Source organism: Micromonospora sp. NPDC000207 (assembly GCF_040300925.1).
Lineage (GTDB): Bacteria > Actinomycetota > Actinomycetes > Mycobacteriales > Micromonosporaceae > Micromonospora.
The window spans coordinates 1-15276 of the sequence record NZ_JBEPEQ010000124.1 but is presented as its reverse complement, the minus strand read 5'-3'; the positions used below and the strand labels follow the sequence as shown (position 1 = coordinate 15276).

Below are 15276 nucleotides of genomic sequence, written 5' to 3'. Positions count from 1 at the left end.
CCGTCGACGGTCGACCAGGCGCGGGCGGCCAGCGCGGCCCGCCGCTGCGGGGAGCCGAGCAGCCCACGCAGCGTGCCGACCGCCTCGGCCCGCGCGGCGTCGCCGACCGCACCGGCGGCGGTCAGCGCGGGCAGTTCACCCAGACCGGCGACGATCTCCTCGGCCACCACCCGGTGGTACGACTCCCGCTGGTTGTCCACCACGCAGACCAGCCCGGCCGCCGCTCCCAGACAGCACAGCTCCCACGTCGATGTCCCGGCCGCGCTGACCACCAGGTCGGCGGCGGTGATCAGGGTGGGGAGGTCGTCGGTGGGGCCGACCTGGTGCACCGACTGCCCCGGGCCGGGGGTGAGGGACGCCAGCCGCGCCCCGACGTCGGCCCGGCCGACCACCACCGTCAGCTCCATCGGGGCTGCGGTGTCCAGCAGCGACCGGGCCAGCACCGGGGCCGCCCCGAAGGCGTCGGTACCGCCGAAGAAGGCCAGCACCCGGGGGCGGGCCACCGGGACGGCCGGGGGCGGGGCGGCCGGTCGGGCGGTCACCACCGCGTCGCGCAGCAGCGGGTACGCCGTCCCGGCGAGCAGCCGACCGGGCAGCGGCCCGTACCGGGCACCGAGGTTCTGGTCGAGGTACACGTCGGCGTCCTGGCCCCGGGTGTCCCCGTCCACCACGGCCAGGGTCACCACCCCGGCCGCCCGCAGCGCCCCGGCCCCGGCGGGGTCCAGTTCGTACGAGTCGAGCACCAGGACGTCGAGCCGGTGCCGTCGGGCCGCCGCGACCAGCTCGTCGGGGTGATCCGGGCCGGGGTGCAGCGGGATGCCCCGGTCGGCGAGCTGACGGGCCGCCCAGCCGACCCCCTCGACGGTGCCGAGGAACTCCACGGCGTGCCCCCGGGACCGGAACTCCTCGGCCAGGGCGAGGCAACGGACCAGGTGTCCGACCCCCCGTACCGGCCCGGCGTCACACCGCATCCCCACCCGTACCTGCACGCCTCAGCACTCCTCAAGTCGTTTCTGGCGCACCCCGGCGTTGAGGGAGCGCAGCGCGGGCTGCCCGGTGAGCCAGTCGGCGAGCTTCGCCAGCGGGACGCTCACGTCGCCGAAGTGCTCGGTGACCGCCTGGACCAGTGCCCAGTCCTCAGCGGTGTCGAGGGTGAGGCGCAGGTCGGACCGGTCCGGGGTGAGCGTCACCCCGAGCACCCGGAACAGCTCCGGATGGGTGTACGCGTACGAGGTGACGTGGACCCGGTGGTGGTCGGTGGCGATCCGGTCCAGGGTACGCAGCACGTCGGCCCGGATGATCTCCACGTCCAGCCCCCGGGGCAGGGTACGGGCGATCGAGGTGCTGACGTAGTCCAGCCCGGGCACCGCCCGGTACACCTGGGCCACCTGGGCGACGATCTCCGGGTCGAGCAGCGGACAGTCGGCGGTGAACCGCATGACGGCGTCCCCGGGATGCCTGTCCAACGCCCCGACGAACCGGGCGAGTACGTCGTCGACGGGCCCCCGGTGGCAGGGCACGGAGAGCTTCTCGCACTCGGCCACCACGGGGTCGTCGATTTCGTCGGTGCTGGTGGCGACCACCAGGTCGGCGAGGATCCCGCTGTCGGCGGCGGCGCGCACCACCCGACCGAGGACGCTGCGACCGGCCAGTGGACGCAGCACCTTCCCGGGTAGCCGCGACGAACCCATCCGGGCCTGCACCACGCCGACGATCCTCGTCATGACCTCTCCCTGTTGGCCCTGTGCTGCCGTACCGCCGTGCGGAACTGCCGTTTCGCCGCCCCGGCGCCGCGCCGGGCGAGCCGCAGGGGGGTGACCGCCAGCCGCCCCAACCGGTAGCTCAACGACCCGCTGAGCAGGCCGAGTTTCGTCTCGGCCCGACGCAGGGCCCGCTCCCGGTGGTCCAGGAGGTCCTGGGTCCAGGCGACCAGGGCGCGTAGCCGGGTCAGCTCCTCGCCCTGCCGACGCCACGCCTCGCGCAACTGCTGGAAGTCCCCCGGCCCCACGCGTTCCCCGGTCGGCACCGGTGCCCCTGACGGTTCGACTGGCGTCCCGGTCGGTCCGGCCGCCGACTCGACGCGACAGGCGGGGTCCGGGCCGCGCAGCGCGGCGGTCACCGTCGCCTCCCACTCGACGGCGTCGGCCACCGTCGACCTGTCGAGGTCCCGACCGGCCAGCCCGGCGAGGACGACAGTCAGACCGTTCGCGTCCACGGTGGAGGTCCAGGGGTGGGCGTACCCGCCGGTGAGCAGGTCGGCGGCGTGACCCCGCAGGGTCCGGGCCAGCACCAGGTCGGTGGGGACCGGGCCGGTGGACCGGCGGCTCGGGTCGAGGACCGCGTACCCGCCGTCGGTGGACACCACCACGTTCGTCACCCCGGCCACGGCGGGCGCACCGGTGACCAGGTCGTCCACGGCGAGGGCGGCGACCCAGTCCGCGTACCCGGTGAGAAGTCGGCGTAGCCCGCGCAGATCCCGACGCACTGTGGCGTCGAGCAGGAGCGTCCGCAGCAGCCGTCCCTCGGCGACCGGTCCGGTGAGTGCGGCCGGGTCCCGGTGGACGCCGCTGCGCTCCCCGTCCGTCGGGTCGGGTGTCCGGGACAGGCCCAGCGGGGCGGCCGTCCGCCACCGCCACCCGTCCGCCCCCTCGTACACCTCGGCCACCCCGACGTCCGGCCCGGGCTCCTCGACCAGGGCGACCGGCAGCACGACCCGCCCCGACCCGACGTCCGCAGCCTCCGCGCCGGGGGAGTCCGGGTCCGCGCCGACGGGGGCCGGGTCCGGGCCGGTGTCGACGGGAGTCGGCAGGTGGGCGACCACCAGCCAGCCGGGGGCGAGGGCGGCGCAGAGACCGGCGTGCAGGGCGTCGACGGCCAGTCGGGCCGGGTCCTGGAGCAGCGGGGCGTCGGGCGGGGCGGCCCGGTCGGCGTAGGCGGCGTGCAGGACCGCGTCGAACAGACCCGACGTGGGTCTGGTGGTCGACGCGCCGGTCGACAGCAGCGCCGTCGGGGTGACCGGGTCCGGGTAGGCGGCGAGGGTGCCCTGCGGGCGCAGCCCCACGGCGGTCAGCCGGGCCAGGAGCTGGTCCAGGTTCGCCGGTCGGTCGGTGTCCAGGACCCCGGCGACGGCCCACCTGGCGTCGTCCCGGCCCGCGTACCACGGGGTCGCGTCGACCAGCCGGGACAGGCCGAAGGGGTTCGCCACGCCCAGCAGCAGGGTGCCTCCGGGACGCAGCGCCGCCACCAGCCGGTCCAGCACCGCCGACCAGCCCAGCGGCGTCCCCTCGACCGACTCGACCGGGTCCAGTCCGGCGGCGGCGACCACCACGTCGTACCCGGGGTCGGTGTCGATCCCGTCCACCCCGCCGACGACCACCCGGACCCCGAGCCCGGTCAGCGCGTCCGCGTCCGGCAGTGCCCGGAGCAGGCAGGTCACCTCGGCGTACGCCAACCGTTTCACGAAGGTCGGGTGGTGCGGCCCGGCGAGGAGCACCCGGGCCCCGGCCGGCACCAGCCGGGTGGCCAGCACCGCCAGCGGTTCGCCCCCGGCGCTGTGTCCCCGGTCGCGGTCCGACCAGGCCGGCATCTCGCCACCGGGCAGCTCCACCCGGGGTACGGTCTCAGTCGCCAACGGGTTCCTCCTGGTGGTGCGCCCAGCCGAGCAGCTCGCGCAGGACGGCCGGGCGGCACAGGTGCTCGACGCCCAGCTCGGCTCGGGCGATCTCGGTGGCCACCTCGACGTCGACCTGCTCACCGTGCAGCTGTGGCCACTGTCTGCGGATGCGGGCGGTCCCGCCGAAGGTGGGGTCCTCGTCGGCCAGGACCATCGGGTCGCCGTAGACGGCTGGTTCGCAGCCCGCCGCGATCCCGTAGAAGATCGCACTTGTCAGCCGGTTGGAGGCGACCCGCCGGTGTCGCCGCAGCTCGGTGAGCTGGTTGTCGAGGAAGGACGGGTCGGTGTCGCGCCACCAGTGCCCCCGGTAGCCGTGGCAGACCACCCGGAACCCGGCCCGTTCGTAGAGCTGCCGGATCCGGCGCATGCCGTACTCGTGCCAGTAGAGACAGACGGTCACCGGGCCCGGTTCGGTGTCGCGGATGCGGGCGATGAGTTCCCGGTGGTCACCCCGGACCCGCTGCCCCTCCCAACCGTGGAACGGATACCAGATGGTGCCGGTCCGTTCCGCCGCCGGTGGGTCCGCCGCCCTCAGCGCCAGCAGGTACGCGAACGGTGCGCCGATCACCGTCACGTTGCGCCGCCCCACCGACCAGGCCCGCCGCCGGGTCTGCTCCGACCAGAGCAGGCTCGGGGTCCCCTCGACGTACGGGTGGCCGGGGGCGAGCCCGTCGCCGATGTTCCAGCCGTGCTGGACGTACCCGTCGATCCGGGGCGGGTGGCCGTCGCCGAGCCCGCAGTAACGGGCCAGCACGTGGGCGTGGCCGTAGAAGTGGTTGGCGTGGTGCATCGACGTGGGCGTCTCCGGGTCAGGCCACCGAGGTCCGGGACCGACCGGCACCCAGCGCGGCGCCGAGGGCACCGACCACCCGGTCCTGGTCGGCCTCGGTGAGGCCGGGGTGCAGCGGCAACGAGAGCTGCTCGGCGTAGAACGATTCGGCCACCGGACAGGTTCCGCGTCGGTACCCCAGGTCGGCGAAGGCCGGGTGCCAGTGCACCGGGATGTAGTTGACCTGCACCCCGATCCCGGCGGCCCGCATTCGGTCGTACACCTCGCGGCGGCGGCCGTCGAGGACCCGGATCGGGTACAGGTGCCACGCCGGGTCCGCCCACGACCGGCGACCGGGGGTCCGGACGCCGTCCAGGCCCGCCAGCGCCTCGTCGTAGCGGGCGACCAGGTGGGCCCGCGCGGCGAGGAAGTCGCCGAGGCGGCGCAGCTGACTACGGCCCAGCGCGCAGAGCACGTCCGGTAGCCGGTAGTTGAGCCCGAACTCGTGCACCTCCTGGTGCCAGCCCCCCTCGTCCGGCCACCGCATCTCGTCGGTGTCCCGGACCAGCCCGTGGTTGCGGAACCGGCGGGCCCGTTCCAGGACCGCCGGGTCGGTCGCGGCGACAGCACCGCCCTCGGCGGTGGTCAGGTTCTTCGTCGGGAAGAACGAGAAGGTGGTCAGGTCGGCCAGCGACCCCACCGGCCGGCCCCGGTAGCGGGCTCCGATGGAGTGGGCGGCGTCGGCGACCAGGAGGGTGTCGGTGCCGTCCACCGCCGCGCGCAGCGCGTCGTAGTCGGCCGGGTGACCGGCGTAGTCCACCGCCGCCACCACCCGGGTCCGGCCGGTCAGCGCCGCCGACACCGCCGCCGGGTCCAGCGTGTACGTCTCGGGTTCCACGTCGGCGAAGACCACTGTCGCGCCGAGGGCGACGGCGGTGCTGGCGGTCGCGGCGAAGGTCATCGGGGGGACGATCACCTCGTCGCCGGGGCCGATCCCGGTGGCCGCGTACGCGGTGTGCAGGGCGGCGGTGCCGTTCGACACGACAGCGCACCCGACCCCGCCGGTCCAGGCGGCGAGGTCGGTCTCGAACGCCGCCACCTGCGGGCCGGTGGTGAGCCAGTCGCTGCGGACGGCCGCGGCGACCGCAGCGACGTCGTCCTCGGTGATCGACTGCCGACCGTACGGGAGCATCCCGGTCATCCGGTCACGCCGAGCATGTCGCGGAGCTGGTCGACGCCGAGCCACTCGTCGTTGCTGTCGGACTGGTACGCGAACCCGTCGCTGACCGGCTCACACCCCTGGGGTGGCTGGTAGCCCCAGGTGGCGATGGTGGGCTGGACGATGAACCGGTCGGCGGCGCGCAGGGTACGGCGGCTGTCGTCCGGGGCGATCATCTCCTCGTGCAGCTTCTCGCCCGGTCGGATGCCCACCTCGTGGGTGGTGGCGTCCGGGGCGACCGCCTCGACCAGGTCGAGGATCCGCATGCTGGGGATCCGGGGGACGAAGAGTTCGCCGCCCTGCATCTGGTCGAAGGAGTCAATGACGAACTGGACCGCCGCGTCGAGGGTGATCCAGAACCTGGTCATCCGCTTGTCGGTGATCGGCAGGCTCCTGCCCTCCGCGGCGAGCCGGCGGAACAGCGGGACCACCGATCCCCGGCTGCCCACGACGTTGCCGTACCTGACCACGGCGAACCGGGTGGGATGCTGGGCGGCGTAGTGGTTGGCCGAGACGAACAGCTTGTCGCCGACCAGCTTCGTCGCGCCGTACAGGTTGATCGGGCTGGACGCCTTGTCGGTGGAGAGGGCGATGACCTTGCCCACCCCGGCCTCGATCGCCGCGTCGACGACGTGCTGCGACCCGGTGATGTTCGTGGCGATGAACTCGGACGGGTTGTACTCGGCCGTGTCCACCTGCTTGAGCGCTGCGGCGTGCACGACGTGGTCCACCCCGTGCATGGCCCGGGTCAGCCGGTGCCGGTCCCGGATGTCGCCGATGAACCAGCGCAGCCGGGGGTCGTCACCGAGTTGCTGGCGCAGCTCGTACTGCTTGAGCTCGTCGCGGGAGAACACCACCACCCGGGCCGGGTCGGCCTCGGTGAGGACGTGCCGCAGGAAGGTCTTCCCGAAGGACCCCGTCCCCCCGGTGATCAGGATGGACGAGCCGTTCAACTCGCTCAATTGGTTCTCCCCAGGTCGTGTGGGGTCGGCCCGGCGCGGCCCGGCCGACCGGTCGGAACGTTAGTCCCGGTGGGTTAACGAGGTGCCCTCGTCCGGTGAACGTCGGGTCCGACCGAACGTGAACGGGTGGCTGCCGTCCGGGTCGGGCGGCGACCCTTCAGACGAAGTCCCAGGCCAGCGGGGTGCCCCGGGGCACGTCGCTGGTGAAGGTGCGGCCGAGGACCCTGTCGATCTCCACCGGCGGCAACCCGCCCGCCGGGCGGATCGAGCGGACGTTGTCCCTGGTCACCTCGTCACCGGCCCGGACGTCGGCCACCACGTACAACGAACGGCGGAACCGCAGCCCCTCCCGCTCGGTCGGGGTGGGAGCGACGGTGGTGCCGCCGAGGGCGGCCCAGGCCCGTTCGGACTCCACACAGAGGGCGTCCAGCTCCGTCGGCTCCAGCGAGAAGTCCGAGTCCACCCCGCCGTCGGCCCGGCGCAACGTCACGTGCTTCTCGACCAGGCAGGCGCCCAGCGCCACCGAGGCGACCGGGACCCCGATGCCGGGGGTGTGGTCGGACAGGCCCACCGGCACGCCGAACGCCTCGGCCAGCACCGGGATGCGACGCAGGTTGCTGTCCTGCGGCGGGGCCGGATAGGAGGCGGTGCAGGCGAGCAGGACGACCCCACCGGCACCGGCCTCCCGGGCGGCGCGGACGGCGGCGTCGATCTCGCCGAGGGTGGCCATGCCGGTGGAGACGACAAGCGGTTTGCCGGTGCTCGCCACCAGTCGGATCAGCGGGAGGTCCACCAACTCCGAAGAGGCGATCTTGTACGCCGGGACGTCCAGCTCCTCCAGCAACCGCACCGCCGAGGCGTCGAAGGGCGACGAGAACACCGTCAACCCGTGTCGACGGGCCCGCTCGAAGATCGGCTCGTGCCACTCGTACGGGGTGTGCGCCTTCTCGAAGAGCTGGTAGAGCCGCTCCCCGCCCCACAGGTCGTGGCCGGAGGAGATCCGGAACTCGGGGCCGTCGGCGTCGATGGTGATGGTGTCCGGCCGGTACGTCTGGAGCTTCAGCGCGTGCGCGCCGGTGGCCGCCACCGCGTCCACGATCTCCAGGGCCCGGTCCAGGCTGCCGTTGTGGTTGCCTGACATCTCCGCCACCACCAGGGGCCGCTCACCCACGCCGACCGCGTGCGGCCCGATCTTCACTGTCACCGTCATGCATCCCTGCTCATCTGAGTCCACACCACCTGGTGCGGTGTGCCGTCGACGGTCCGCTCGTAGCGGCGGACCACGTGGAACCCGAAGCGCCGGTGCAGGGCCAGCACCGGCTTGTTGTCGGCGAAGGTCTCCCCGCCGAGGGTGTGCGCCCCGAGTTCGGTGAAGGCGTACGCGATCGCCGCCTCCTCCAGCGACATCCAGGCCCGCAGCAGCTCCCGCCGCTGGTCGAGCCCGTCGACGTCGAGGTAGAAGCCCCACACCACCGCCCGGTCGGGCGTTGTCGACCCGCCGAAGGTGACCACCCCGGTGTCCCGGTCGGCGTACCTGTGGATCAGCACCCGCCGGTCCGGGTCGGCGCAGACACCCTTCCACCAGGCGGCGTGCTCGGCAGGGTCGATCTCGTGCCGGGTGTTGCTCACCGCCCGGACCTGCGGGTGGTTGCGCCACCGCAGCATCGTCGGCAGGTCGTCGTCGGTGGCCGGACGCAGCACAGCGGTCACCGCCGACCCGCCAGCGCCGTTGACTGACCGGCCGCCTCGGACGCCGTCGCCCCGGCGGTCTCGGCGGTGTCCGCCGCACCGAGGGTGCCCCGGAGCCGCCCGGCCATCCGGTGGGCCCGGCGCAGCGCCACGTACGCCAGATAGGCGTCCCTACCGATCAGCCGGTGCTTGAGCCCCGGCACCCCCTCCGGCTGGGGGTAGCCCTCCTCGGGCACGAACCGGCGGTAGTGCTCGGCCACCCGCCGGAAGAAGGGCCGGCGCAGGTGCGGATGGAGTCTGTCGTCGTTGCCCACCACCACCAGGTAGTGGCTGATCATCAGGGTGAACAGTTCGGCGCGCAGCTGCGGGTCGGGGGCGTGTCGGTCCATCCACGCGAAGAGCCGCTCGTACTGGGTGAACGCGTCGAAGTGTCGGCCGCTGCGGGTCGAGGTGATCGCACCGAGCCGACCCTGCCGGTAGCGGTAGCAGACCCGGTCCAGGACGGAGATCCGCTCCGCACCGATCAGCAGCGGGTGGCTGAACGGGATGTCCTCGTACCAGCCGGGATGGAACCGCAGCTCCAACTCGTCGAGGAAGGCCCGGCGGACCACCTTGTTCCAGGCGGTGTGCTGCAGGCGCAGCAGCTGCGGGCGCTCGGCGAGGGAGACCGGGTCGGGCACCCCGCGCAGCAGGTGGCTGCTGGCGTCGACCTCCAGCCGACCGTTCTCGTGCACCCGGAGGTGGTCCAGGAGCAGGACGTCAGGCTCGTCCCGGCGCAACTGCCCCAGGACCGTCGGTACCGACGCGGGGGGCAGCCAGTCGTCGGAGTCGACGAACCACACGTAGCGTCCCCGCGCCACGGCCAGGCCGGCGTTGCGGGCGAGCCCCAACCCCACGTTCTCGGTGAGCCGGACCACCCGGACGTTGCGCCGTCCGGCCGCGTACGAGGTGAGCATCTCGCCGCACCGGTCCGGAGAGGCGTCGTCGACCGCGATCAACTCGACGCTGTCGGATTCCTCGTCGGACAATCCGCCGAGGATCGACTCCAGGCACTGGTACAGATACGACTCGACGCCGTACACGGGGACGACGAAGCTCAGGAATGGGGTTCGCGTCGACTCAGTGACCACGCTCGACACCATCGACGGCGCGGGTGGCCGGACCCGGAACCTGACGTGTACGGGCGGCGGGCGATTGCTGAACAGCCCGCCGCCCGTCGGTGAACTATCGGTTCAGGATCTGCTTGACCCTGCTGCCCAGCGCCCGCCGGACCCGGGTCTTCAACTGCTGGTCCCGTTCCGCGCCGAGCTTCTCCTGCAGTTCACGGTTCTGCTCGCGCAGCCAGTCGATCCGGGAGACCAACTGGTCGTTGGGGGCGCACGCCTGCGGCCCCACACCGGGCGGGTAGACGGTGTCGAGGACCTGCTGGTCGAAGCGCGCGGCACTGTCCCCGTCGGCGAAGGAATTGCCGAGGTCGTGTCGGGTGAGGAAGGACATCATCGTCTCGTACCGGGCCTTGTGCCCGTTGTTGAGTGCCGTGTAGTCCGCCTCGTCGAAGAGCTGGGCGGCGTCCACCTCACCGGAGACGTCGGTCATCTCCCGGTACGGGATGTCGAAGTAGCGGGCCAGTTCCAGGGTGCGCGAGTCGTGCGCGAACAGGTAACCGGGGGTGCCCGCGATCAGCGCGGTGATGGTGCCGTGGATCCGGGTGCCGAAGTTGAAGTCGAAGTCGGCGAGGTGGTCCATCCAGGTCCACGGGTCGACGAACATCCGGATCTTGTCCTCGGTGAACAGCGGGTGCGAGGTGTGGATCGGGATGTTGCTCTTCTTCCCACGGTCCTCGGGGGCGTCACCGTAGAGCAGGACACCGAGAGTCTTGACGTCCTGCGGGATGTAGCAGAGATTCGGGTACTTCCGGTGGTGGGAACTGATCACCTTCGCCATCGACTTCACGTACGGCGAGACGGTGAGAGCGATCTTGTCGTCGGTGCCGAGGTACGGCTTCTTCTTCTCCACCCGCAGGGTGTCGCCGTGCAGGAACATCGACGGACAGCCGATCACCTCCACCGCGTCGAAACCGAGCGAACGCAGATAGTTCTCCGTGATCTCACCGCGTACGCCGATGGTGTGCGAACGGTCGAGGACGGCCCCGACGAAGTCCTTGACCTGGTCGTCGATCGGGCGCAGGTATTCCAGGTCGCCCTTGAGGTTGGTCTGCGCGCCGACGCCGTAGACGACCACCGGGATCTTCAGTCGACGGATCAGCCGGGTCATGCTGACCAGCCGGTGGGCGAAACTGCGCCGGAAGGCGTTGGCCAACGGGACCACGAACACGTCGTAGTTCTCGTTGATCATGTCCGCGTCCCGGGCGTCCGAGCGGAACCCGGTGGAGGTGATCTCCGCATTGGCGGTCCGGAGGATCTTGTGCGCCGAGTGGCTGAAAACCAGGTTTCCCGAGTTGTCGCCGATCCAGTTCCGCTCGAATGTCTCCTCCGGCGGGTAGATGTCGAAGGGCCCCTTCTTGGCCCGGAGCAGAATCCGCTGGTGCATCACTGGTCCCTCTCGTCCATGCCCCCGCTGGCTGGTCTGCGGATATTAGGGCATCGGCTCTTACCTACTCCACGCCCGTCACCACCGTCCGATTCGGCCGCGAAGATGAGCGGTCGTCCGATTGCGGTATGGTCCCCGGCGGCGGCCGGTCGACCCCCGGCGACGGAGCGTGGAGGAGGAGACGTCGTGGTGGTTCGTACGGTCGTGGTCGGTGTGGTGGCGTGACCAGCGTATCGGCGACCAGCGCGACCGCCACCGGAGCGACCCCCGCCCTGTCCCGGCTGCCCTCGCTGACCGGACTGCGGTGGATCGCCGCCCTGCTGGTGTACGGGTTCCACGCCGCCACCATGCGGGTCGTCGCCGAGCCGGGACCCCAGGGCGTGTTGGAGAAGGTCTTCACCCTCGGCCTCTCCGGAGTGCAGTTCTTCTTCATCCTCAGCGGTTTCGTCCTGGTCTGGTCGGCCCGCCCCGAGGACTCGAAACGGGCCTTCTGGCGTCGCCGGGCCGCGAAGATCTATCCCAACCACGTTCTGATGTGGATGGTCGTGCTGCTGGTCGGTCTCTACTTCGTCGACCCGGTCAACGGTCAGGTGGCGCTCACCAACCTGCTGCTGTTGCAGGCGTGGGACCCCACTCCGGGCCACTTCTACAGCATCAACACGGTGAGCTGGTCGCTCTCCTGCGAGCTGTTCTTCTACCTCTGTCTGCCGTTCGCGCTCCCGGCGATCCGGCGGGCCCGGCCCTGGATGCTCTGGGCCGTCGTCGTCGCCGTACCGCTGCTGATCCTGGCGCTCTGGCCGACGCAGCTGCTGGTGCCACCGGAGTACCGGTGGTGGTTCACCCAGATCTTCCCGATCACCAGGTCGTTCGAGTTCTGGATGGGCGTCGCCGCCGCCGAGCTGATGCGTCGGGGCTGCTGGCGCGGTCCCCGGCTGACGGTGGCCAGCGTGGTCTTCGTGGCCGTCTGGGTGGCCGCCGGTGAGATCATCCGCGCCGAGCTCTGGGCGGCCGTCCTGTCGGTGGCGTACATCCTGGTCATCACCGCTGCGGCGGACGCCGACATCAACGGCCGCCGCTCACCCTGGCGCTCCCGGCCGATGCTCTGGCTCGGCGAGGTCTCCTTCGCCTTCTACCTGGTGCACGTCTTCGTCATGGTCACTGTGCTCCGGCTCGTCGGCGTCTACGGCGTCGGCCTGCCCGGCTGGTGGGGGCCGGTGGCGGTGGTGGCCTTCCTCCTTGTCAACCTGGTGCTGGCCGGGCTGATGCACAGGTACCTGGAGACCCCGATGATGCGCCTGCTCGCCCCCTCCCGCTCCGGTCGGAACCGGCGTGGGCCGGGACCGCAGCCGCCCGGTTCGGACCCACGACAGGTAGCGCCCGGGCCGGAGTCGGTCGCGCCGGGACCGCAGTCGGTCGAGCCCGAGCCGCAGTCGGTCGAGCCCGAGCCGCAGTCGGTCGTGCCGGGGCCGCGCTCGGGGGCGTCCGCCGCCGAGCAGCCGGTGGGTGACGCCGAACGACGCTGACCCATCCCGTCCGTGACGGTGATGCCGCTCACAGGACGCCGGATCCGGTCACGCGACGCAGGGCGGACGTCATTGGCCGACAATTCCTCGGGGATGCTCACCGAACGTCCGGTTGTGGACCTCGACGGGTGGATGAAACCGCCCGTCCCATAGATACACGACACTGTCGGACTGCGGTGAAGATTGCTGCCATGATCGAGGTTTAAGCAGGTCAAGCCGGGTTGGCAGGGAAAAGCTCGGCCAGTAGTGTCGCTGCGTCCGGTGCGGTTCCCGATCGCAAGAAGCGACGCCGCCCCGACCCGCTCAATCGTCTCAGGACGAGCCGGGGACCCACGTAGTCCGGGGTGAATCCGGGAGCCGACGCTCCCGGTAGGGCGACTTCTTCCCGCCCGAATCCGTCAGCTAACCCGGTAGGCGGAATCGGAAGGAGCCCCGTTCCTTGCCTCACCATCCCCTCCAGTCGACAGTGAGACACCATCTCAGGCGACAGCTGCGGCGGCTCACCGCAGACCGCCAGTACCAGGTCGTCGCCGCCTCGGCCGCGACCCTCATGGTGGCCTCGGGCGTCGGAGTCGGCGTCGCCGTCACCGGTGACGGGTCCGACCTCGATCAGCCCACCCCGGCCGCCGTCGCCGAGCAGGCCCCCTACGCCGGTGACCTCCCCGCCCGCGCCGAGTTGAGCGCGCCGCAGACCCCGGCGCCGTCGCTGACCACCCCGGCCCCGACCGCCACCGCCCGTTCGCAGAGCCCCGCTCCGACGGCGACGGCGAGCAGCGCCACCAGCACCACAGCCCCGGCGGCCGATCTGACCCGTACGGCGACTCCCAAGCCGCCCGCGTCGAGGGTCCTCGACCACGACCACCAGTCCCAGATCACCTACTACTACTGCGGCCCGGCGGCGGTACGCAACGCGCTGTCGGCCATGGGCCTGGCCCGGACCCAGGACGACCTGGCGGTGCGGCTCGGCACCACGACGATGGGCACCAACTCGGCCGCCGACACCACCCGGGTGCTCAACCAGGTGGTGGACGGCAGCCCGTACCGGACCACGATGATCCCCGGCAACGCCGCCACCACCGCCCAGACCGAGCGGCTCCGGGCCGACCTGGTCGCGGCGGTCGCCGACGAGCGCGGCGTGGTGGTGAACGTGGCCGGGACCACCACCGACCTCGCCGGGGGCTGGCACTCCTTCCCGGGCGGACACTACGTCGCGGTGGTCGGCTACCGCGACGACGGCCGGACCGTCAAGATCGCCGACTCGGCGAACCCGGCGGTCCCGACGTACTGGCTGACAGTGGGCACTCTTGCCGACTGGATCGCCAGCCGGGGCTACTCCGCCTGAGCCGGCAGTCCCCACCCGATCCACGAGACGGGCACCGTCCCCCTGCGCAGGGGGACGGCGCCCGTCTCGTTCTCGTCGGGGTCGCTCAGCCGATGGGGGGCGGCACCCGTTCCGGTGGCCACTCAGCCGGTGGGGGAGAGCGGTGCCCGTCTCGTCGCGGTGGGTCGGTCGCTCAGCCGGTGGGGGAGAGCGGCCCGGTGGCGGCGTCGGCCAGCCCGGCACCTGCGCCGGTACGCGGACCCGGCGGGGTCCACGCCGGGTCCAGGTGCCGCCGGGCGGCCGCCAGGAACACCTCGGCGTAGGACTCGGCCGGGAAGTCCCCGAGGTAGCGGGTACGGGTGTGCCACCGGGCCGACTCCGCCGGATCGGTCTGCAACAGCGCGGTCAGCACCTCGTCGACGTTCGACATGTCCCGCCGCAGCACGTACGCCGAACCGGCCAGGGGGAACCGCTCGGTGAACCGGTCACCCTCGCCCACCATGTCGGTCACCGCGTACGGCTTGCCCGAGTAGAGGTAGTCGGAGATGACCCCGGAGACGTCCGACACCAGCGCGTCCGACCGGTTGACGCACTCGGTGAGGGTCAGGTCCCGACTGGCGGCGGCCCCGAAGACGTGCGGCCGTCCGGTGCGGGCCCGGTCGGTGGAGAGCAGCTCGGTGAGCCGGGCCAGCTGTCGGGCCGAGGCCGGGTTCTGCGTGGTGTACGGGTGGGCCCGGAGGATGACAGTGGCACCCCGGGCCAGCAGCGCCCGGACCAGGGTCTCGCCCTGCGGCAGGGAGCAGTAGTTGGCGTCGGCGTGGTGCCCGGTCCAGGTGGGGGTGTAGAGGACCGTCGGGCCGGCCAGGCCCCGTACCGCCTCCCGGCGGACCTCGATCGCCTCCACCTGGGGGCGGCCGACCACCTCGAACTTCTCCGCCGGGATGTCGACGCCGGCGCGGGCGTACCGCTCGACTGCCGCCTGACCGGCCACGAAGATCCGGTCGAAGATCCCGGAGACCGGGTTGGCGCTGGGGGCCTTGTCGCTGTCGCCGTGGTGCAGCTGGATGTGGGTAAGGTGGTTGAACCTGACGCAGTGGCTGTTCTTCGCCCCGTGGTTGACGTAGAAGGCGACCTTGAGGCTCGGCACCAGCGCCTCGTCCATCGCCTTGAGCGTCGGGCAGAACACCACCGGGGCGCGGGTGGCCGCCGACACCGGGCCGAGGAACTCCGGCTCGCGGACGAGGACCAGGAACGGCCTACCGATCCGCTCCAGGTACGGCAGCCACATGGTGACCTGGTACTCCGAGCCGGGCGGGGCGGAGAAGTAGAGCAGGAACTCCGGCTGGAGGCGGCGCAGCGCCCGGCCGACCGGCCCGCCACCGCTGCCCGGCCGGAACCGCCGCCGGGCCAGGTCGAGCGCGACGGCACCGACCCCGCCGCTCACCACGAGCGTGGCCAGCAGTGCGACCCAGGCCGGCAGGGCCAGGGCGGCGGCGGCCGCCACCACCGCGAGCAGCACCAGGACGGCGTTGCCCAGCTGGGTGGCGACGGCCGGGGACCACTGCCGGAC

General features: G+C 72.1%; 13 protein-coding genes and 1 riboswitch. Of the genes, 2 read left to right on the top strand and 11 right to left on the bottom strand.

Features of this window, described 5'->3' with window-relative positions:
• From ABT336_RS23580 to ABT336_RS23535, 10 genes are all read right to left on the bottom strand, one after another.
• A partial coding sequence (locus ABT336_RS23580; protein WP_350899146.1) for a PseG/SpsG family protein occupies positions 1 to 971 on the bottom strand: 971 nt, incomplete at its 3' end.
• A gap of 21 nt (positions 972 to 992) precedes the next feature.
• Positions 993 to 1724 (bottom strand): cytidylyltransferase domain-containing protein, encoded by a 732-nt coding sequence (locus ABT336_RS23575; RefSeq protein ID WP_350899142.1) that lies wholly within the window; start codon positions 1722 to 1724, stop codon positions 993 to 995.
• Positions 1721 to 3631 (bottom strand): class I SAM-dependent methyltransferase, encoded by a 1911-nt coding sequence (locus ABT336_RS23570; protein ID WP_502891244.1) that lies wholly within the window; start codon positions 3629 to 3631, stop codon positions 1721 to 1723. The genes ABT336_RS23575 and ABT336_RS23570 overlap by 4 nt, the downstream gene beginning before the upstream one ends.
• Positions 3621 to 4463, bottom strand: coding sequence for a hypothetical protein (locus ABT336_RS23565; RefSeq protein ID WP_350899140.1), 843 nt, complete (start codon positions 4461 to 4463; stop codon positions 3621 to 3623). The genes ABT336_RS23570 and ABT336_RS23565 overlap by 11 nt, the downstream gene beginning before the upstream one ends.
• Before the next feature lie 19 nt (positions 4464 to 4482).
• A complete protein-coding gene (locus ABT336_RS23560; RefSeq protein ID WP_350899138.1) occupies positions 4483 to 5643 on the bottom strand; it encodes a DegT/DnrJ/EryC1/StrS family aminotransferase in 1161 nt (386 codons plus the stop codon).
• Positions 5640 to 6623, bottom strand: a complete 984-nt coding sequence (gene pseB / locus ABT336_RS23555) for a UDP-N-acetylglucosamine 4,6-dehydratase (inverting) (RefSeq protein WP_350899137.1) — start codon at positions 6621 to 6623, stop codon at positions 5640 to 5642. Before pseB ends, ABT336_RS23560 begins: the two co-directional genes overlap by 4 nt.
• A gap of 157 nt (positions 6624 to 6780) precedes the next feature.
• A complete protein-coding gene (gene pseI / locus ABT336_RS23550) occupies positions 6781 to 7833 on the bottom strand; it encodes a pseudaminic acid synthase (RefSeq protein ID WP_350899135.1) in 1053 nt (350 codons plus the stop codon).
• A complete protein-coding gene (locus ABT336_RS23545) occupies positions 7830 to 8333 on the bottom strand; it encodes a GNAT family N-acetyltransferase (protein ID WP_350899133.1) in 504 nt (167 codons plus the stop codon). The genes pseI and ABT336_RS23545 overlap by 4 nt, the downstream gene beginning before the upstream one ends.
• Positions 8330 to 9442, bottom strand: a complete 1113-nt coding sequence (locus tag ABT336_RS23540) for a glycosyltransferase family 2 protein (RefSeq protein WP_350899131.1) — start codon at positions 9440 to 9442, stop codon at positions 8330 to 8332. Before ABT336_RS23540 ends, ABT336_RS23545 begins: the two co-directional genes overlap by 4 nt.
• A gap of 94 nt (positions 9443 to 9536) precedes the next feature.
• Positions 9537 to 10862 carry a polysaccharide pyruvyl transferase family protein gene (locus ABT336_RS23535; RefSeq protein WP_350899129.1) on the bottom strand — a complete coding sequence of 442 codons (1326 nt, stop codon included), beginning with the start codon at positions 10860 to 10862 and terminating at the stop codon, positions 9537 to 9539.
• A 221-nt stretch (positions 10863 to 11083) separates the two neighbouring features.
• Between ABT336_RS23535 and ABT336_RS23530 the strand changes: the two genes are divergently transcribed.
• Complete coding sequence (locus ABT336_RS23530) at positions 11084 to 12385, top strand: acyltransferase family protein (protein WP_350899127.1); 1302 nt, start codon at positions 11084 to 11086, stop codon at positions 12383 to 12385.
• Between the two features lie 290 nt (positions 12386 to 12675).
• A riboswitch (cyclic di-AMP (ydaO/yuaA leader) is annotated at positions 12676 to 12817 on the top strand.
• Between the two features lie 34 nt (positions 12818 to 12851).
• Positions 12852 to 13727: a C39 family peptidase gene (locus tag ABT336_RS23525; RefSeq protein ID WP_350899125.1), complete on the top strand. Its 876-nt coding sequence runs from the start codon at positions 12852 to 12854 to the stop codon at positions 13725 to 13727.
• A 172-nt stretch (positions 13728 to 13899) separates the two neighbouring features.
• Here the strand turns inward: ABT336_RS23525 and ABT336_RS23520 are convergent.
• A partial coding sequence (locus tag ABT336_RS23520) for a CDP-glycerol glycerophosphotransferase family protein (RefSeq protein WP_350899123.1) occupies positions 13900 to 15276 on the bottom strand: 1377 nt, incomplete at its 5' end.

Bases quoted from the DNA above. Each gene is read 5' to 3' on its own strand.
- ABT336_RS23575 (WP_350899142.1), bottom strand. From the start codon at position 1,724: ATGACGAGGATCGTCGGCGTGGTGCAGGCCCGGATGGGTTCGTCGCGG.
- ABT336_RS23565 (WP_350899140.1), bottom strand. From the start codon at position 4,463: ATGCACCACGCCAACCACTTCTACGGCCACGCCCACGTGCTGGCCCGT.
- ABT336_RS23560 (WP_350899138.1), bottom strand. From the start codon at position 5,643: ATGACCGGGATGCTCCCGTACGGTCGGCAGTCGATCACCGAGGACGAC.
- pseI (WP_350899135.1), bottom strand. From the start codon at position 7,833: ATGACGGTGACAGTGAAGATCGGGCCGCACGCGGTCGGCGTGGGTGAG.
- ABT336_RS23535 (WP_350899129.1), bottom strand. From the start codon at position 10,862: ATGCACCAGCGGATTCTGCTCCGGGCCAAGAAGGGGCCCTTCGACATC.